Annotated in this window: 14 protein-coding genes and 1 tRNA gene; 13 read left to right on the plus strand and 2 right to left on the minus strand. The window is 64.2% G+C overall.

What is annotated here, in order from left to right; translation table 11 throughout:
• Nucleotides 1-100: 100 nt before the first annotated feature.
• From KI609_RS14515 to KI609_RS14555, 9 genes are all read left to right on the plus strand, one after another.
• On the plus strand, nt 101-730 hold the full coding sequence (locus KI609_RS14515) for a YitT family protein (protein WP_226444303.1): 630 nt from the start codon (nt 101-103) through the stop codon (nt 728-730).
• 642 nt (nt 731-1372) lie between these two features.
• Nucleotides 1373-1714: a hypothetical protein gene (locus KI609_RS14520; RefSeq protein WP_226444304.1), complete on the plus strand. Its 342-nt coding sequence runs from the start codon at nt 1373-1375 to the stop codon at nt 1712-1714.
• Nucleotides 1711-3138 (plus strand): TolC family protein, encoded by a 1428-nt coding sequence (locus KI609_RS14525; RefSeq protein ID WP_226444305.1) that lies wholly within the window; start codon nt 1711-1713, stop codon nt 3136-3138. The genes KI609_RS14520 and KI609_RS14525 overlap by 4 nt, the downstream gene beginning before the upstream one ends.
• A 1-nt stretch (nt 3139) precedes the next feature.
• Complete coding sequence (locus KI609_RS14530) at nt 3140-4534, plus strand: multicopper oxidase family protein (RefSeq protein WP_226444306.1); 1395 nt, start codon at nt 3140-3142, stop codon at nt 4532-4534.
• A 13-nt stretch (nt 4535-4547) separates the two neighbouring features.
• Nucleotides 4548-5045: a plastocyanin/azurin family copper-binding protein gene (locus KI609_RS14535; protein WP_226444307.1), complete on the plus strand. Its 498-nt coding sequence runs from the start codon at nt 4548-4550 to the stop codon at nt 5043-5045.
• Nucleotides 5046-5170: 125 nt separating this feature from the next.
• The gene (locus KI609_RS14540; protein ID WP_226450426.1) at nt 5171-5629 is read left to right on the plus strand and encodes a DUF411 domain-containing protein; all 459 of its coding nucleotides are present in this window, start codon (nt 5171-5173) and stop codon (nt 5627-5629) included.
• On the plus strand, nt 5626-6018 hold the full coding sequence (locus KI609_RS14545; RefSeq protein WP_226444308.1) for a copper-binding protein: 393 nt from the start codon (nt 5626-5628) through the stop codon (nt 6016-6018). Before KI609_RS14540 ends, KI609_RS14545 begins: the two co-directional genes overlap by 4 nt.
• Nucleotides 6019-6183: 165 nt before the next feature.
• Nucleotides 6184-7200, plus strand: a complete 1017-nt coding sequence (locus tag KI609_RS14550) for a P1 family peptidase (RefSeq protein WP_226444309.1) — start codon at nt 6184-6186, stop codon at nt 7198-7200.
• 172 nt (nt 7201-7372) lie between these two features.
• Nucleotides 7373-8695, plus strand: a complete 1323-nt coding sequence (locus KI609_RS14555) for a TAXI family TRAP transporter solute-binding subunit (RefSeq protein WP_226444311.1) — start codon at nt 7373-7375, stop codon at nt 8693-8695.
• Between the two features lie 102 nt (nt 8696-8797).
• Here KI609_RS14555 and KI609_RS14560 read toward each other — a convergent pair whose 3' ends face one another.
• Nucleotides 8798-11284, minus strand: a complete 2487-nt coding sequence (locus KI609_RS14560) for a DUF1631 family protein (protein ID WP_226444313.1) — start codon at nt 11282-11284, stop codon at nt 8798-8800.
• Nucleotides 11285-11337: 53 nt separating this feature from the next.
• Nucleotides 11338-12999 carry an energy-dependent translational throttle protein EttA gene (gene ettA, locus KI609_RS14565; RefSeq protein WP_226444315.1) on the minus strand — a complete coding sequence of 554 codons (1662 nt, stop codon included), beginning with the start codon at nt 12997-12999 and terminating at the stop codon, nt 11338-11340.
• Nucleotides 13000-13241: 242 nt separating this feature from the next.
• On the opposite strand from ettA, the gene KI609_RS14570 reads away from it, so the two are divergent.
• From KI609_RS14570 to KI609_RS14585, 4 genes are all read left to right on the plus strand, one after another.
• Nucleotides 13242-15062, plus strand: coding sequence for a DEAD/DEAH box helicase (locus KI609_RS14570; protein ID WP_226444317.1), 1821 nt, complete (start codon nt 13242-13244; stop codon nt 15060-15062).
• A 97-nt stretch (nt 15063-15159) separates the two neighbouring features.
• Nucleotides 15160-15720: a nucleoside-diphosphate sugar epimerase gene (locus tag KI609_RS14575; protein ID WP_226444319.1), complete on the plus strand. Its 561-nt coding sequence runs from the start codon at nt 15160-15162 to the stop codon at nt 15718-15720.
• A 490-nt stretch (nt 15721-16210) separates the two neighbouring features.
• Entirely contained in the window at nt 16211-18076 is a 1866-nt protein-coding gene (locus tag KI609_RS14580) for a M14 family metallopeptidase (RefSeq protein WP_413463431.1), read from the plus strand.
• A gap of 254 nt (nt 18077-18330) precedes the next feature.
• A tRNA-Arg gene (locus KI609_RS14585) sits at nt 18331-18407 on the plus strand.
• Nucleotides 18408-18498 lie beyond the last annotated feature (91 nt).

Here is an 18498-nt window from a genome sequence, read left to right on the forward strand (position 1 = left end):
ACAGCCACGCAACCGATTTGACGCAGCACAAGCCGGGCACAGGCCTTGCATGCTTCAATGCACCCCCCCTGCCACGCTGTTTTGTTTGTTGACGTCGCCCATGAACCCCCCCGCCACCACCGCACCACTTCCACTGTCGGTACCCCACAGCCACACCGAAGACGCGATGGCGCTGTTTACTGGTGTGCTCCTGATTTCGGTGGGTGTGGCCTTCTTCACCAGCGCCGGCCTGCTCACGGGCGGCACCGCCGGCCTCGCGTTCTTGCTGCACTACGCAACGGGCGTCGGCTTTGGCAAGATCTTCTTTGTGCTGAACCTGCCGTTTTATTGGCTGGCGCTGCGCAAGCTGGGGCGTGCGTTCACGCTCAAGACCTTTGCCGCCGTGCTGCTGCTGTCGGTGTTGACCGAGCTGCAGTCGCGGTTTTTGCAGTTTGCGCAGATCCAGCCGCTGTATGCGGCCATCGCGGGTGGCCTGATCACGGGCACAGGTTTTCTGGTGCTTTTCCGCCACCGGTGCAGCTTGGGCGGGGTCGGCATTTTGGCGTTGTACCTGCAAGACCGCTATGGCTGGCGCGCGGGCAAAGTGCAAATGGCCGTGGACTGCTGCATCGTGCTGCTGGCGCTGTGGACGGTGGAGCCCCTGCGCGTGGCTTGGTCCATTGCCGGAGCCGTGGCACTGAACCTGGTGCTGACCATGAACCATCGGCCAGGGCGGTACATGGCGGTGTGAGCGCCTGCCACCCCATCCCACCTCACACAGTCGATTGAAAAGCCCCAGGGAACCATCGGGGCCGCAGCCGTATCATTACGGTATGCGTCGCGGCCTCTTTTTCGTGCTGATGGTGGTGTTGGTCCTTCGGGGCCTCACAGGCACCGCCATGGCCACAGGGCTTTTGCCGCCCTTGATGCCCGCTGGTGCGCATTCCGTGCTGGCGCAGGCCGGCCACACGCATGGCGATGCCGCAGATGTTGATGCTGCGGCGGTGGTTGTGGCAGCCGCAGACGACTTGGACCATCACCACGGCCACCACGCGAGCCCAGCGGGTCACCCCTCGCAGGTAGCCGCACCGTGCGATGGTGCTACCGGTGCATGTGGCGCGCAGGGGCATCACGCAAGCACTTGCTCGGCCTGCGACATCTGCCACTCTGCCGTGCTCGCGCCGTCTGCGCCATTGGCACACGCGGCTCTCCCCCGGGGGCATACGCGCCCATTGGCCTCTGCGCCTTTTCACAGCGCCCCTGCAGCGCTGGCCATCAAACCGCCCATCGCCTGATCTCCAACGCCCGAAGTGCGTCTGCCATGGCCTGACCTTGCACCACGAGCGTGCAACAGGCGGCAGCGCAATGTTCTGTTTGTTGTCTGGAGATCGCCTTGCGCCCCCTTGATCCACTGTTTTTTTTGCTTCGGCAGGCCGCATGCCTGTTGCTGCTGACGCCGCTGATGGCGCTCGCCCAGGGTCTGGCATCCGCACCGGATGCCGCCAACCCCGATGCCCCTGGAGCCCCGCTCATTCACCCTGAGATGCCCCCCTTCAAGCAAGGGGACGATGCGCCAGCCCCCAACGCCTGGCGCGAGGCCCACGACGCGGTTGCCGCCTTTCCCCGCGGTCATGCCGACATCCTGGCGTGGGAGAAGCAGTCTGGCGCCACACCCGCTGCGGCCCCACACCAGCCCATGCACAAACCGATGCACAGGCAAGGGGACACGCCATGACCACCGCACGCCGACTCTCGCTACTGGCCACCGCCGCCCTGCTGGCCGGCTGCGCCAGCGTCTCGCCCGACGGCCTGCGCGGCGACGTGACTGCACTGACGGCAGGCCGTACCGCCGGTGTGCCACAGGCCGCCCTGCCCGCCATGGCCCCCGCCGCCCGCGCGCAAGCGCAACAGTCCATCGACCACTGGCTGGCCCAGCCCCTCACGCAAGACGCCGCCGTGCACATCGCCCTGCTCAACAACCCAGGCTTGCTGGCCCGGCTGGCCGCGCTGGGCGTGGCCGATGCCGAGCGCGTGCAGGCCATCACGCTGCCCAACCCGCACCTGACCCTGGGGCGCTTCACCACCAGCCAGGAACGTGAGATGGAGCGCACCCTGGCCTTTGGCCTGCTGGACCTCATCACCCTGCCCTGGCGCACGGCGCGGCAGGCCGAGCGCCTGCAGATCGCCACGCTGCAAACCGCGCAGGACGTGGTCACGCTCGCCGCCGACACCCGCCGCGCCTGGCTGCGTGCCGTGGCGGCCGAGCAGGTGGCTGCCACACACGAGCGCATGGTCGAAGCCGCCGAGGCCGGGGCCGAACTGGCCCGCCGCATGGCCCAGGTGGGCAACTGGAGCCGCCTGCAGCAGGCCCGCGAGCAGGTCGTGCTGCACGAGGCCACCCGCCAGCGCGCGCGTGCCCAGTTGGCCGCCGCCACCGAGCGCGAACAGCTCAACCGCCGCATGGGCCTGTGGGGGCAACAAACCCAATACCAGCTGGCCAACCAGCTGCCACCGCTGCCCGCTGCCGCCTTGCCCGCCGACGGCATCGAAGCCACGGCCTTGCGCGAGCGGCTGGATGTGCAGGCGGCCCGCCGCCAACTCGACACCCAGGCCACGCGCCAAGGCTGGAGCCGCGCGGGCGCCGTGTTTGGCGACATCGGCCTGGCGTACAGCCGCAACACCACCACCGAACGCGCCACCGGCAGCAGCGACATCAAGCGCGGCTGGGAGATCGACCTGCCCCTGCCCTTGTTCGACTGGGGCGGTGCCGCCCGCACCCGTGCGCAGGCCGAGGTAGAGCAAAGCGCCGCCCAGCTGCAAGACACCGCCGTGCGCGCCCGCAGCGAGGTGCGCGCCGCCTGGCTCACCTACCGCACGGCCCTCGACCTGGCCCGCCAGCAGCAGGCTGAAGTAGTGCCCCTGCGCCAGCTCATCGCCCAGGAGACCACGCTGCGCTACAACGGCATGCTGGCCAGCGTGTGGGACATGCTGACCGAAGCGCGCAACAGCACCCAGGCCGTGGCCAACGCCATCGAAGCGCAGCGCGACTTCTGGCTGGCCGAGACCGACCTGCAACTTGCGCTGACGGGCACCTCGCCCGGCGCACTGCAGGGCCTCACCTCTGGCGCCGCTGCCTCCACCACCCCACAAGGCCACTGACATGAACCGCCGCAATTTCTTCTCTGGCGCCGCCACGGCCGTGGCTGCAGCCTCCGTCAGCCGCGTGGCCCTGGCCGCGCTGCCCGAGCCCGCCACACAGTCCAGCGCCGACACCGCGCCACCGCTGCACCCGCCCACCGGCCGCCCCTACAACCCCGTGGTCACCCTGAACGGCTGGACCGCCCCCTGGCGCATGAACGCGGGCGTCAAGGAATTCCACCTGGTGGCCGAGCCCGTGGTGCGTGAGGTGGCGCCCGGCTTCATGGTCAACATGTGGGGCTACAACGGCCAGAGCCCCGGCCCCACCATCGAGGTGGTCGAGGGCGACCGCGTGCGCATCTTTGTCACCAACCGCCTGCCCGAGCACACCACCATCCACTGGCACGGCCAGCGCCTGCCCAACGGCATGGACGGCGTGGGCGGCCTCACCCAGCCCGCCATCCAGCCCGGCAAGACCTTCGTGTACGAGTTTGTGGCGCGCCGCCCCGGCACCTTCATGTACCACCCACATGCCGACGAGATGGTGCAGATGGCCATGGGCATGATGGGCCTGTGGATCACCCACCCGAATGTGGGCAAGGGGGCCACGCACCCGCACATCGCCAAGGTGCAGCGCGACTACGCCTTTTTGCTGAACGCCTTTGACGTGGAGCCCGGCAGCATGACCCCCAAGGTCAACACCATGCTGGACCACAACATCTGGTGCTGGAACAGCCGCGTGTTCCCCGCCATCAGCCCACTGGTGGCCCGCCAGGGCGAGCGCGTGCGCATCCGTGTGGGCAACCTCACCATGACCAACCACCCCATCCACCTGCACGGCCACGAATTTGAAGTGACCGGCACCGACGGCGGCCCCGTGCCCAAAAGCGCGCGCTGGCCCGAGGTGACCACCGACGTGGCGGTGGGGCAGATGCGGCAGATCGAGCTGATTGCCGACGAGCCAGGCGACTGGGCCCTGCACTGCCACAAGAGCCACCACACCATGGGCGCCATGGGCCACAGCGTGCCCACCATGATCGGCGTGGACCACCGTGGCCTGGTGGGCAAGATCCAGAAGATCGTGCCCGACTACATGGTGATGGGTGAGCGCGGCATGGCCGACATGGGTGCCATGGAGATGCCGCTGCCCGACAACACCTTCCCCATGATGACCGGCACCGGGCCCTTTGGCCCGCTGGAGATGGGCGGCATGTTCACCACCCTCAAGGTGCGTGCCGACCAGCCCGCAGGCAGCTACGCCGACCCCGGCGACTTCAAGCAGCCAAGCGGCAACCAGGCCTATGAATGGCAAGGCGCAGCAGCCAACACCCCGCGCCCAGTGCGCACCGACACCCCAGGCACCGCCCCCGGTGCGGCCAGCGCACGCAAGCCCGCCACCGGCACGCACCAACACTGAACAAGGACCCTCCATGAAAACTATCAAATTCATAGCTGCTTGCGCTTTATTCATAAGCGCTACCGCCTCTTTTGGCCATGAATCCATGCCCCACCATGCCGCTGGCGCCCCCGTGGCCAAGGAGCAAAAGGACTGGGGCATTGCGGGCGACGCCAAGGCCGTGCGCCGCACCATCACCTTGCGCATGGGCGACGACATGCGCTTTATGCCGAGCCAGATCGAAGTGCACGAAGGCGACACCGTGCGCCTGCGTGCCGAAAACAAGGGCAAGGTGCTGCACGAAATCGTGCTGGGCACCAAAGCCGAACTCGACCAGCATGCGCAGTTGATGCAGAAGTTTCCCGACATGGAGCACGACGCCCCCTACATGGCCCATGTGCGCGCAGGCCAGCGCGGCGACATCGTCTGGCACTTCAACCGCCCTGGCACTTTTGACTTTGCCTGCCTGATCCCCGGCCACTACGAGGCCGGCATGACCGGAACCATCACCGTGCGGCCGCGCAATCGCTGACCTGCCAACGCAAGTGGCTCACAAGTTGCACTATTGACTCGAAGGACTCCACCATGTTCAGAACCCCTGATTCTTCCTCCGCCCCCGCCGCAACCCACAGAGGCCTGAGCCGCCGCCACCTGCTGATGGCCGCACTGCCCCTGGCCGGCGCAACCCTGCTCGCGCCGCGCCTGGTGCGCGCCGCCACCAGCACCCCCGTCGAAGTCTGGAAAGACCCCAGCTGCGGCTGCTGCCATGACTGGATCGCGCACATGGAGGCCAATGGTTTCCGCATCACCATCCACGACACCGGCAACAATGCGGTGCGCGCACGCCTGGGCCTGCCGCAAAAACTCGGGTCGTGCCATACCGCACTGGTGGGCGGCTACCTCGTCGAAGGCCATGTGCCCGCCAGCGACGTGCGCGCGCTGCTGCAGCAAAAGCCCAAGGCGCTGGGCCTCACGGTGCCCGGTATGCCCGTGGGTTCGCCCGGCATGGACGGCGCGGTGTACGGCAACCGCCGCGACCCTTACGACGTGCTGCTGGTGGCTCGCGATGGCAGCACCCGCATCTTCAAGAGCTACAACCAGAAGGCCTCGTCATGAAAACACTTGTCTCCCCCCTTTGGGCTCTGGTGCTGGCCGGTGCCATGGGCCCCGCTTTGGCGCAGACGCAGGCACCGGCCGACGCACACGATAGCCACCATCCCAGCGAGCCCGCCGCTGTCACGCCGCCACCACAGGCCGCAGGCAATGAAGCCAGCGCCATGACCGAACTGAGCCAAGGCGAAATCATCCGCTGGGATCCGCGCACGCTCAAGGTCACGCTGCGCCATGGCGAGATCAAAAACCTGGGCATGCCGCCCATGACCATGGTGTTCCGCGTGAACGACGCCAGCATGCTCGCGCCCTTCCGGCCCGGCGATACGGTGCGCTTTCGCGTAGAGCGGCAAGCTGTCGGGTATGTCATCACCCGCATGGAAGCCGCACGCTAAAGCCCCACACGGCCGCATCCCGCCCTCGGCCCGTCTCTGTGCGCGGCACTCAGCGGCCGCATGGCGAATAGTTTGCCGTTGAGAAGAAAGATGCGCGAGCGCCGAGAGCGTGGCAACACGGGGCCTTCCTGCCTGCCCCAGCGCCGCGCACCATAATCACCGGCCATGAGTTCTCAACACGTTCTGGCCGGCAACGCTGGCAGCATCACCCGCGTGGCGGGCATTGAGGTGGGCCACTTCACCGAAACCCGCCGCCCCACCGGCTGCACCGTCATCATCACCCGCGAAGGCGCGGTGGCAGGCGTGGATGTGCGCGGCGCCGCTCCGGGCACGCGCGAGACGGACCTACTCAACCCCTCCAACCTGGTGGACAAGGTGCACGCCATCATGCTGGCCGGCGGAAGTGCCTGGGGGCTGGACGCCGCCACCGGCGCCGTGCGCTGGCTCGAAGAGCGTGGCGTAGGTTTTGATGTGGCCGTGGGGCGCCTGCCCATCGTGCCTGCGGCCGTGCTGTTCGACCTGCTGGTGGGCGACATGCGCATACGCCCCGATGCCGCGGCAGGCTACGCGGCGTGCGACGCAGCATCCACCGACGACCCGGCCGAGGGCAACGTGGGGGCAGGCACTGGCGCCGCCCTGGGCAAGATTTTTGGCATCCAGCGGGCCATGAAAGGCGGCATCGGCACGGCGTCGATCACGGTGGACGGTGTGACTGTGGGGGCCCTCATTGCCTGCAATGCCCTGGGCGACGTGATCGACCCCGACACTGCCCAGGTGATTGCTGGCGCCCGCACCGACGACGGCCTGCACTTGCGCGACACGCGCCGCGCGCTGCTGCGCGGCGACCTACCCCAGCCCCTGCTGGCAGGCACCAACACCACCATCGGCGTCGTGGCCACGGATGCCGTCATTACCAAGGTGCAGGCCCACCGCCTGGCCGTGGCGGCACATGACGGCCTGGCCCGCAGCATCAACCCGGTGCACACCATGTCCGACGGCGACACCCTTTTTTGCCTGGGCACGGGCCGTGCGGGCAAAAGTGTGGGCATGATGGTGCTGGCCACCATGGCAGCAGAAGCCACCGCCATTGCCACCGCCCGCGCTGCGCGAGCGGCCCGTTCGCTCACCACCGCTGAAGGGTTGTATTTGCCCGCCATCAGCGATATGAAGCAGGTGCTGTAACGGCGCAGGCCTAGCGGACGCAACGGCTCTGAGCGAGGTGTTCGTCGGCATCCACACATGCCAAGTACACGCAGCCCCACGATCCTGCAACCCGCACGCCCTCGCTACCTTCTCGTCCGTTGCCATCGTCCGGTTTTGTCGCCCGCCTGCCCCTTTTTTTTGCCCGTCCTCTATGTCCCAGGCTCTACGCAACACCCTGCTCTCTTTGCGCGATTTGATCGTGTCTGCCGGCCCACTGGCTTTTGTGGGCGTGGCTGTGCTTGTGCTCGCGTACTGGTGGCTCAACCCCAACCCACCCAAGACCGTCACCCTTGCCACGGGCCCTGCGCAGAGCGCGTATGAAGAATTTGGAAAGCGCTACCAGAAGGCGCTGGCGGTTGAAGGCATTGAGGTGAAACTATTGCCCAGCGAAGGTTCGTCGGCCAATCTGCAACTGCTGCGCGAAGGCAAGGCCGATGTCGCTTTTGTCCAAGGGGGCACGGCCGAACTGATGCCGGACGATCACGACGAACTGGTGTCTCTGGGCAGCCTTTTTGTGGAGCCCGTGTGGGTTTTTTACCGCACCGATACGGCCTGGAGGCAGCACAAGGTCAACCGCCTGGACAGCTTGCGCCAACTGCGGGGCTGGCGTGTCAACGTGGGATCAGAAGGCAGCGGGGTGCCCACGCTCATGGAGCGCTTGCTGGAAGCCAACAAGGTGGAGCCCGGCGCCGTGAAAATCTCCCAGCTGGAGCAGACCCCAGCCACCGTGGACTTCCTGGCGGGCAAGCTCGACGCCATTGTGTTCGCATCGGCCCCCGAATCACTGATGGTGCAGATGCTGCTGCAGACACCGGGCGTGCAATTGCTGGACTTTGCACAGCACGAGGCCTATACGCGGAGGTTTCCATTTCTCACGCCCGTCACGCTGCCGCGCGGCGTGGTGGACCTGGCAACCAACGTGCCTGCTCGGGATGTCCGGCTGGTGGCACCCACCACCTCGCTGCTGGCACGCGAAGGCACACACCCCGCGCTGCTGACCTTATTCGCACAAAACGCACAAAAACTGCACAGCGGCGCAGGCTGGTTCAACCGGGCACGCGAGTTCCCCAACACGCGGGGCAGCGAGCTACCGATTGCCAAGGAAGGCGACCGCGCCATGAACGAGCCCGTGCCCATGCTGCAGCGCTACCTGCCGTTCTGGCTGGCCAACCTGATCGAACGCATGTGGCTGGTGCTGGGCATCTTGCTGGCCATCATGCTGCCGCTGTCGCGCATCGTGCCCCCTCTGTACCAGTTCCGGGTGCGCTCGCGCGTGTTCCGCTGGTATGGGCGACTGCGGGAGATTGAGATCGACATGGAAAAGGGGATGGCGCCGCCCGCAGAACTCATCAAGGCGCTGGATGCACTGGAGGCGCAGGCCGAGAAGGTCACCGTACCGCTGTCGTATGCCGACGAGTTGTACGCGTTGCGCAACCACATCCATCTGGTGCGCAAAAAGCTGCTGCGCACGTGACACAGGAAATATAGAAAAAACCCCGCCCCAAGCGCACCGAGCCGGCGTTTCACGCGTGCGGCACGGGATCAGCGCCAGCGGGGCGCCGCAGCAACGCCAATATCAGCGCTTCTTCCCCGAGCGGGGGGCCGCAGACAGCGGCGCTGACGACGATTTGGCCCCCACAGATTTGGTATGTGCCGGTTCGGCCGCCACAAGCTCCGCAGACCGCGTTGTGGTGACGGGTGTGGGTGCCAAACGCAGCAAGCCCTCTGCGGCGAGCTTGTCACGCATCCGCCGGGTCATGGATTGCGTGCTGGCGTCGGCCGCTGTGAACAGGAAAAGCGTGCCGTGCGGGCTGGTCCAGGTCAATTGCGTGCGGACCACGCGCCCATTCGTGACCAACTCCACCCAAACGCCGATTTTGAAGTAAGCGTACGGATCCGGCGCGTCGACCGGGGCCTGCTGGCTATCCTGCGGGGCCAGCGACGACATGGAGGATTCGTCTGGCGCCAGGGCCACCGCATCGCCGCCGGTCTCAGGTGGGGAAGCCAGCGGCGACGGCAGCCCGCCGGGTTCAAACGCCGCCTGGTGCAAACCCACCAGCCGCTGCAAAAAGGCACTGGTTTGCACCGCCGGGTAGTTGATGGTCTTGAGGCCCTTGCGCAGCTTGGCCAAAAGCCCCGGAATAGCTTCATTGAGCCGATCAGGCTCTTGCCGAGTCAAATCAGGCTGGGCAGTCCAGAGCAGTACAGGGACCAACGCAAGATAACCGCCAGGGTCGTCATTCGCGTCATCCTCTGCTTTCATCACCTGCGCCAGGGCCACCACATCGGCCCAAGGCCCCGCAGCAAAGTCGAGGATATCGGCAGGCACCCGCTCCAGATCAGGCAGTTTGCGAATGTCTGCTGCCATTTTTTCGGCCAACATCTCGCGCCGCTCGGCATGAAGCTGGGCTTGGCGTTCCGCGTCCTGCTTCTCTTTGGCCTTTTGTTCCTGGGCGTCCCAGGCAGATTGCAGGGCCTTGAGCACCGTATCGAAAGGGCCTGAATCCTTGATCTCGTTGGCGGACAAATGCCCCACCGCTTCGGTGATCAGCCGCATGAAGCGGCTGAAGCCCGGCGCGGTCTCGGCGGTGTATGCCAGGCTACGCTGCGTCAGCTCATCGAGCAAACGGCGCGCCGGGTGGTTTTCGTCGGTAAAAAACCGTCCATCATGTCGCACCAACTGCTTGAGTGATGGCTCAAGGCTCTTCACCGCGAGCTGCACAGGCGCCAGCAAACGGGCATCCTGCGCGATGTTTTCCATCATGCGGCGCACCACCTCGATGGCCAAGGCGGGTGATCGTGCGGCGGCCTCCATGGGCATCGCCGCATAAATCAGTGGCGCCACGCCAGCCACGCGCCCATTTGGCAAAGGAACAGGAAGTGAGGCGGGACGACTGACTCCGCCAGCATTGGCAAGCCGTCCTACCAGCCGCTCGAGCTGGGCCATGTCTTCCATCGCCTCTGCGGCCGCGCCCGATGGGAAATAGTCCCCAGCCAGTGAAGACTGTGCACTCGCCCCACCAGCGCGAGGGTCGACCCAGCCCACCGGCACCGCCCCTGGGTGAACACCTACCGGCTGCATAGGCGCGCCGCCATAGGCGCGGGGGTCGAACGGATCACCACCACCGGCCAGCATCTGGCGAAGAATGCCCACAGTGAGCAGTGCCTCTTCAGCCGCCGGGGCCATGGCGCCTTGCTGGGATTCTCCGCCCCACCCCGGCGCCATGCCACGCCCGTAACCCGTGTTGCCATAGTCGCCCACAGGCGCATTCATCGACTGGCCGTAACCCTCGTAGCTGCTGCCATACCCGGTGCCGGGGCCGCCGTAACCCGTGCCGTGTCCGGTGCCGCCATAACCGGTCCCTCCATACCCGGTGCCCGGGCCACCTCGGCCACCGCCGCCCCCAGGGGCACCAACGACTGCGTAGCCCACCGGCTGCACCCCGTGCTCACGCAAGCTCTTGGCGGCACTCTTGTACTCATCGACCAGCAGCTTGCCCAGAAGGTCGCGCATGTGCTGCATCCACAGTTGCCGGACTTCGGACGACACGCCTGTTTCGCTCACCACCTGCTGCAGCGCACGGATGTAACTCTCTGGGCGAAGGGGGTTGCGCTCGGGCTGCACGCTGCGCAGCCCTTGGGCGGAACTGACAAGGGTGTTGAGATCTGCCAGCACCGCATCGGTCGCGTGCAGGGCGGATTGCTGCGCTTTGGAGAGCTCGACCTGCGCGAGCATCTCGCTTTCGTCCAAGAGCGAAAGCTCACCGAAGTCCATACCGGTGTCTTCGGCCGCCCGCCCCTTGGCCATGGCCGGCCCTTCGGCAAAAATCTCCAGCAAGGCCATCGGATAGCCCTTGGAGAGGGCCTGCTCATGCTGGTTGAGCAGGCGCAAGCTGTCACTGATCAGATTGCGCTGCTGAATGTCGCGGCTACCCGACTCCTCGCTGGCCAATGCCCCTTGCGTGACTTTGATCAGCTTGCCCATGAGTGCCTCGCCCCCGCGCACGGCGTTGACAACACAGGCACGGAAAACGGTTCTCGGACGAGACGCGGGTTGGGACATGGTGGGAAGGAGTCGAGCAGGTTTCCGATTGCGATCCTACTTGAACTGATGCGTTATTTGAGGGCCTTGTAACGCATTCGCTTGGGTTTCGCACCTTCTTCACCCAGGCGCCTTTTCTTGTCCGCTTCGTACTCTTGGTAATTGCCATCAAAGAACGTCCACTGGCTGTCGCCTTCGGCGGCCAGGATGTGGGTGGCGATGCGGTCCAGGAACCAGCGGTCATGGCTGATGACCAACATCGTGCCCGCGAATTCCAGGAGTGCGTCTTCCAGTGCGCGCAGGGTTTCCACATCCAGATCGTTGGATGGTTCATCGAGCATCAGCACGTTGCCGCCCGCAATCAGGGTCTTGGCCAGATGCAAGCGGCCGCGTTCTCCGCCGGAAAGCATCCCCACCTTCTTTTGCTGGTCGCCGCCATTGAAGTTGAAACGACCACAGTAGGCGCGGCTGGCCATCTGAAATTTGCCGACATTCAAGATGTCAAGACCGCCCGACACGTCTTCCCAGACAGTCTTCTCATTCGACAAATCGTCCCGGTGCTGGTCTACAAATGCCATCTTGACGGTGGAGCCAATGACGACTTCACCAGAATCCGGCTTTTCCTTGCCTGCGATCAGCTTGAACAAGGTGGATTTACCGGCGCCGTTGGGGCCGATGATGCCGACGATAGCGCCTGCGGGAATGTTGAAGCTCAGGTTATCGATCAGCACTCGGTCACCAAAGGATTTGGTGACGTTCTTGAACTCAATCACCTGGCTGCCCAAACGGTCAGCGACGGGGATGAAGATTTCGTTGGTTTCGTTGCGCTTTTGGTATTCGTAGTCGCTCAGCTCCTCAAAGCGGGCCAGGCGCGCCTTGCTCTTGGCCTGACGGGCCTTGGGGTTCTGGCGTGACCATTCCAGTTCCTTCTTCAAGGCTTTGGCACGGGCTTCTTCACCCTTTTGTTCGGCCTCCAGACGAGCGCCCTTTTGGGTCAGCCAGTCGGAGTAATTGCCCTTGTAGGGAATACCGGAACCACGGTCCAGTTCAAGAATCCACTCGGCGGCGTTGTCCAGGAAGTAGCGATCGTGGGTGATGGCCACCACGGTGCCCGAGTAGCGCTGCAGGAACTGCTCCAGCCAGTCCACCGATTCGGCGTCCAAGTGGTTGGTTGGCTCGTCGAGCAGCAGCATGTCGGGCTTGGAAAGCAGCAGACGGCACAGGGCCACGCGGCGCTTTTCGCCACCGGACAACACACCGATGTTGGCATCCCACGGCGGCAGACGCAGCGCATCCGCAGCAATTTCGAGCTGGTGCTCGGAGTCGGTCCCGGCGGTGGCAATGATCGCTTCCAGCTCAGCCTGCTCGGCGGCCAGGGCGTCAAAGTCGGCGTCTTCGGCGCCGTAGGCGGTGTAAACCTCTTCCAGTCGCGCCTTGGCGGCAAACACCTTGCCCATGCCTGCTTCCACGCTCTCGCGCACAGTTTGCGTGGGGTCCAGCTGAGGCTCCTGGGGCAGGTAGCCGATGTTCAATCCAGCCATGGGGATGGCTTCGCCTTCGATTTCCTTGTCAAGGCCCGCCATGATTTTCAACAGCGTGGACTTGCCGGAACCATTGGTGCCCAACACGCCGATCTTGGCGCCAGGGAAAAAGCTCAGAGAGATGTCTTTCAAGATCTGCCGCTTTGGCGGCACGATCTTGCCGACGCGGTTCATAGAGAAAACGTATTGGGCCATTGAGTGTCAAACCTGCAAAAGTGAGCAGAAATTCTGCGTTCAAACCGAGATTATCGGGCCATGCGACAATACTGGCCGTAGCGGGCTCCAGTTGCCCGTCACATCAGCACACTGCTGGGGACGAAAGAAGCAACGCTTCCGGGCTCCCAATCCTGAACCTCATCAGCCTGAGACTGGCTCGGCAACCCACCGGTTGCACGACAGGCCGATACCCAGCGCCCCGGACGGGCGCATCCAAAGACATGACATTTGACGAACTGAATCTGGCTCCTGCCATCCTGAAGGCCGTACACGAAGCGGGTTACGAAACCCCTACGCCCATTCAGGCCCAGGCCATTCCCGCTGTTCTTGCAGGCCACGACCTGCTGGCTGGCGCGCAGACTGGCACCGGCAAGACCGCCGCGTTCACCCTGCCCATGCTGCACCGCCTCTCACTGAGCGCGGCCCCAAAGAACAAGTTCGGCGGCAAGGGCATCCGTGCCCTGGTGCTGACACCTACCCGCGAACTGGCCGCCCAGGTGGAAGAATCCGTGCGCGAGTACGGCAAATACCTGGACATCAATTCCACTGTCGTTTTCGGCGGTGTGGGCATGAATCCACAGATAGACCGCGTCAAGCGCGGCGTTGACATTCTGGTAGCCACCCCCGGCCGCCTGCTGGATCTGCAGCAACAGGGTTTCCTTGACCTCTCCACCGTGCAGGTGCTGGTGCTCGACGAAGCCGACCGCATGCTCGACATGGGCTTCATCCACGACGTGAAAAAGGTGCTGGCGCTGGTGCCCAAGGACAAGCAGAGTCTGCTTTTCTCGGCCACGTTCAGCGATGAAATCCGCGAGCTGGCCAACACCTTGCTCAAGAACCCGCAAAGCATCCAGGTCACGCCCAGCAATACCACCGTGCAGCGCATCACCCAGGTGATCCACCCCGTGGGCCGCGGCAAGAAGAAGCAAGTGTTGCTGCACATCATCCAGCAACACAACTGGAGCCAGGTGCTGGTGTTCACCCGCACCAAGTTTGGTGCCAACAATGTCGCCGAGTTTCTGACGAAGAACGGCGTGCAGGCCATGGCCTTGCACGGCAACAAGAGCCAGAGTGCCCGCACGCAAGCCTTGGCCGGATTCAAGAGCGGCGACATCCGCGCCCTGGTGGCAACCGACATCGCAGCGCGCGGCATCGATATTGACGAGTTGCCCCATGTCGTCAACTTTGAAATCCCCAACGTCTCGGAAGACTACGTGCACCGCATCGGCCGCACGGGCCGTGCCGGCGCTACCGGCGAAGCCGTGAGCCTGGTCTGCATGGACGAAGAAGGCTTCATGATGGACATCGAGCGCTTTACCAAGCAGCAGATTCCCGTCCAGATCATTGAAGGCTTCGGCCCCGACGCAGGTGAAAAGGCAGAACCCATTGCCATGGGCCGCCAAACCATCTGGGGCGGCGCTGGCAAGCCCCCGAGCCGTGACGTGATGCAGGCCGCAGCCAAGGCTGCCCGCAGTGAAATGATGGAACGCATCCGCACCAACAAGGCTGGCCAGGGTGCTGGTGGTGGCGGTGGTGAACGTGGTCCCCGCCCTGCCGGTGGTGGCAATGGTGGCGGCGGCGGCCGTGGCGGCCGGGCTGGTGGTGGTGCCGCAGCAGGCGGCGGTGGCGGCAATGGCCCGCGTGGCGGCCGCGCCGGTGGTGGCGGCCAGGGCGGCGGCGCACGCAGCGCTGGCGGTCAGGCCCCTGCACGCGGCCGCACCGGTGGTAATGGTGGCGGCTACGAAGGCGGCAACCGCTACGACGACTCGCAGCCCCCGCGCGCCAATGCCCACCTGGGCACACATATGGGCCACGCCAACCCAGGCAACCGCAACTCAGGCCATGCAGCCGGCGCTGGCGGCCAACCCGACCCGATGCGCACCAGCGTGGACAGCATGGGCGGCGGTGGGCGCCGTGGCGGCGGTGGCTATCGTGGCGGCAACGAAGGAGGTGGCGGCTATGGCGGAGGCACGGGTGGTTCTGGTGGCCGGGGCAACGGGTCTCGTGGGCCGGGCGGTTCTCGCGGCTCTTTTAACCGCTGAGACAGGCCATCAGAGGGACGTCGAGGCACCGGCAGCATCCATTGCAGCCGCTTCGCCACGCCTCTCTCCAGACGGCCAAACCCCAGCTGCCGTGCATGTGCTGCATGCACGGGACCGGCAGGTCCCCGCGCTGAGCCATCCCCGCCTTCAACTGCACGCGGTCGACTTCGCGGCCCTGCCGGCCTTACCACCGGTGGATGATGTCTACATCACCCTGGGCACCACCATCGCGGCAGCCGGCAGTCAAAGCGCCTTTCGCGCCGTCGACTACGACGCCGTGTTGGCCACCGCTCGTGCAGCGCGCGCAACTGGAGCCACCCGGTGTGGTGTGGTCACAGCCATGGGTGCCAATGCGCATTCGCGCATCTTCTATAACCGCATCAAAGGCGAGGTCGAACGCGACCTGCAGGCGCTGGGCTTCACCACACTGGTCATTGCCCGCCCCTCTCTGATGATCGGCGACCGTCAGGCGTTGCAGCAGGCTATACGCCCGGCGGAATCCCTCTCCATCCAGCTTTTCAGGTGGCTGAACCCGATCATCCCCGCCAACTACCGCGCCCGCCCCGGCGCCGATATCGCGCGTGCACTGGTTCGTGCCGTACAGACAGGCCCGGCCGGACTGCGCGTGCTGTCGGGTCGTGCGCTGCAGGCCACCTGACCTGGCCCGCAGCATTTTTGCCCGCGCTGATGCTGCGCTTGCCCTCCATGCGCCCTCACGGCCTTCACCACCCCCTGGCTACGCCGATGGCAGCCGCCACCAACGTGATCAACCTGGTAAATCCAGGACAGGTGCTCCACGAAAACCAGCCGTCTCCGGCGAGCGAAGAATTCATGGCGCCAGGTTGCAACAACAGCAGAGATGCGCGCAGGGTCGATTGTGTTGATGGCCACCGTCACAAAGGTCGTGACTGCGCGCGCTCCAACAATCATGGTTCTGTGTACGCGCGGCTCCAACTCAAGATGCCGGTAACACCCCGAGCCTCTATGGATTCGGCGGATCAAAAGGCGTGAGAAAACACGTCCTGACCATGTCAATCGCAGCTTTGCAACGGGATGTACGCTGACACCGACATGCGTACCCACGCAGGTAACATCGCCGTAACAAACGCCCTCTGTGGGGGCATCCATTGGCAGCCCCCACCATGACCATGCATTCATCCTTTCGCTCTACGTTAATTTCCTGCGCCGACCAGCCCAACCCGCTCCCGGCACGGCCCACCTACTGGAAAACCTCCCTCACGCTAGCGGCATTGCTGTTGACCGCATGCGGCAGCACCCCTCTGCCCCCCTGGCCATCCACGCCGCCCAGTGGTCACCGCACCAATGCCCCGGCACCATTGCCACCGCGTGCACAAAAGGGCACGGTTGTCCCTACGCCCCTTGGCCAACCACCATCACAACACGCGGATGTGGTGTCCAGCCCCTTGCCCCAGCCAACCCCCTTGGTGGTGCGAGACGAAGGCCCCATGGTGCCGCCCTACGGCGATGCCGTTGCCGCCCGTTTCCCAGACCCGTCCACGGCCTATAGCACGCCCGGTCTCACGCCGGACCGCAGGGCATTCACTACCAATGCCGAACTGGGCCAGTGGTTGAAATCACTCGCAGACACACCATCACGCAGCGCCACACATACCAAACTGCTTCATCTCGGTGACTCCCAGCGCGGCGAACCCATTTGGGGCCTTCTCGTCACTCACGCCCCAAGCGCAGATCCTGCAGCACTCGACGCGAGCGGCCGTCCGACCGTAGTGCTGATCGGTCAGCAACATGGTGACGAACCCGCCGGCAGCGAAGCCTTGCTGGTAGTCAGCAGAGAGTTGACGCAGGGCTTGCTTGAGCCATTGCTGAGCCGCATCAACGTAGTCGTAGTACCCCGCGCCAACCCGGACGGAGCGGAAGTTGGGACCCGCGTTACCGCCAATGGCGTTGACATGAATCGCGATCACCTGCTCCTTAACACCCCTGAAGCCCGTGCTCTAGCAAAGGTCGTCAACGACTACCGCCCTATTCTGGTGATGGATGCCCACGAATACACAGTGGCTGGGCGCTATCTGAAAAAGTTCAACGCAATCCAGCGCTACGACGCGTTGCTGCAATACACCACCACAGCTAACTATCCTGAGTTTTTGACCAAGGCATCCCAGGAGTGGTACTACCAGCCTATGGTGACGGCGCTCAAAAGCCAGGGACTCACCAGCGAGCTGTACTACACCACACCAACCAACCTCGATGACAAGCAGGTCTCAATGGGTGGAACCCAGCCTGATACCGGCCGCAACGTCAACGGGCTGAAGAACGCCGTCAGTTTGCTCGTCGAAACCCGTGGCGTTGGCATTGGGCGCATGCACATTCAGCGTCGCGTGCATTCACAAGTCACCGCGATCACCAGCGCCTTGCGCAGTACAGCCGATCGGGCGGCCAACCTGGAACAGGTCCGTTCGTTTGTCTCGCGAGACGTGAGCGCCCAAGCCTGCCGCGACCAAGTAGTGGTAGAGGCCGCAGCAACCCCAACGCAACGTGATCTCATCTTTCTCGACCCGGACACCGGAGCAGATCGCACCATCCACGTCAACTGGAATTCATCATTGGCGCTGCGCACGATCAAATCGCGACCCCGTCCTTGCGGTTACTGGCTGGCGGCAGGATCGACGGATGCGGTAGAGCGGCTCAAGCTGCTCGGCTTGCAAGTCATGCGCGTTGCCGAGCCCGGCTCCATGGTGGCAGAAACTTATCGTGAGACCTCGCGGGGGACGGCCGAACGACAAGACGTCATTGGAACAATCGCTGGCAATTCAGACATCGTACGGGTGCAAGTATCCACAGTGCGCAGCGCGGTGGATGCTCCTGCGGGCAGTTTTTACGTGCCCCTGAACCAGCCCCGCGCCAACCTTGCTGTAGCGGCATTGGAGCCTGACACGCAAAATAGCTATTTTGCCAACCATGTCATCGCAGACCTCGATCAGACAGCGCGAGTCATGAGCAACCCCTCCCTTGTGTTCGAAGAAACCGAGTAGCCGACGTCAAGGCCTGATGCCGCCGCCTTGGCAGCAAGCTTTTTCGAACTGCTCAAGGACTCTATCGAAACACGAACGTGGCGCTCAAAGATTGCTCATGCCGGAGTGAGTATTCAACAGATGTCGAAAATGCGAAGATCAGAAGCAAAGATATCGAAACGAGTGAGGCTAGGCAGCTATGATCCATACCCTGCAAACAAGCGGCAGTTCAACCTATGGACATGCATTTAGCTAACTAGCAGCACAGAAAAAATCTGCCCGTAGCTCAACTGGATAGAGCAATAGCCTTCTAAGCTATAGGTCGGGGGTTCGAGTCCCTCCGGGCAGGCCAGCAATCTCAATAAAATCAATGAGGTAGAGATACGCCAAATGCTTTTCGAGCACTTTGGAGCACATTCGAATACCCCTGCATCCGCACAAAT

This window comes from Acidovorax radicis (assembly GCF_020510705.1).
In the GTDB taxonomy this organism is placed as follows: domain Bacteria; phylum Pseudomonadota; class Gammaproteobacteria; order Burkholderiales; family Burkholderiaceae_C; genus Acidovorax; species Acidovorax radicis_A.

Coding starts and splice junctions, on each gene's coding strand:
- KI609_RS14515 (WP_226444303.1), top strand. CDS start 101: ATGAACCCCCCCGCCACCACCGCACCACTTCCACTGTCGGTACCCCAC.
- KI609_RS14525 (WP_226444305.1), top strand. CDS start 1,711: ATGACCACCGCACGCCGACTCTCGCTACTGGCCACCGCCGCCCTGCTG.
- KI609_RS14530 (WP_226444306.1), top strand. CDS start 3,140: ATGAACCGCCGCAATTTCTTCTCTGGCGCCGCCACGGCCGTGGCTGCA.
- KI609_RS14535 (WP_226444307.1), top strand. CDS start 4,548: ATGAAAACTATCAAATTCATAGCTGCTTGCGCTTTATTCATAAGCGCT.
- KI609_RS14540 (WP_226450426.1), top strand. CDS start 5,171: ATGGCCGCACTGCCCCTGGCCGGCGCAACCCTGCTCGCGCCGCGCCTG.
- KI609_RS14545 (WP_226444308.1), top strand. CDS start 5,626: ATGAAAACACTTGTCTCCCCCCTTTGGGCTCTGGTGCTGGCCGGTGCC.
- KI609_RS14550 (WP_226444309.1), top strand. CDS start 6,184: ATGAGTTCTCAACACGTTCTGGCCGGCAACGCTGGCAGCATCACCCGC.
- KI609_RS14555 (WP_226444311.1), top strand. CDS start 7,373: ATGTCCCAGGCTCTACGCAACACCCTGCTCTCTTTGCGCGATTTGATC.
- KI609_RS14560 (WP_226444313.1), bottom strand. CDS start 11,284: ATGTCCCAACCCGCGTCTCGTCCGAGAACCGTTTTCCGTGCCTGTGTT.
- ettA (WP_226444315.1), bottom strand. CDS start 12,999: ATGGCCCAATACGTTTTCTCTATGAACCGCGTCGGCAAGATCGTGCCG.
- KI609_RS14570 (WP_226444317.1), top strand. CDS start 13,242: ATGACATTTGACGAACTGAATCTGGCTCCTGCCATCCTGAAGGCCGTA.
- KI609_RS14580 (WP_413463431.1), top strand. CDS start 16,211: ATGCATTCATCCTTTCGCTCTACGTTAATTTCCTGCGCCGACCAGCCC.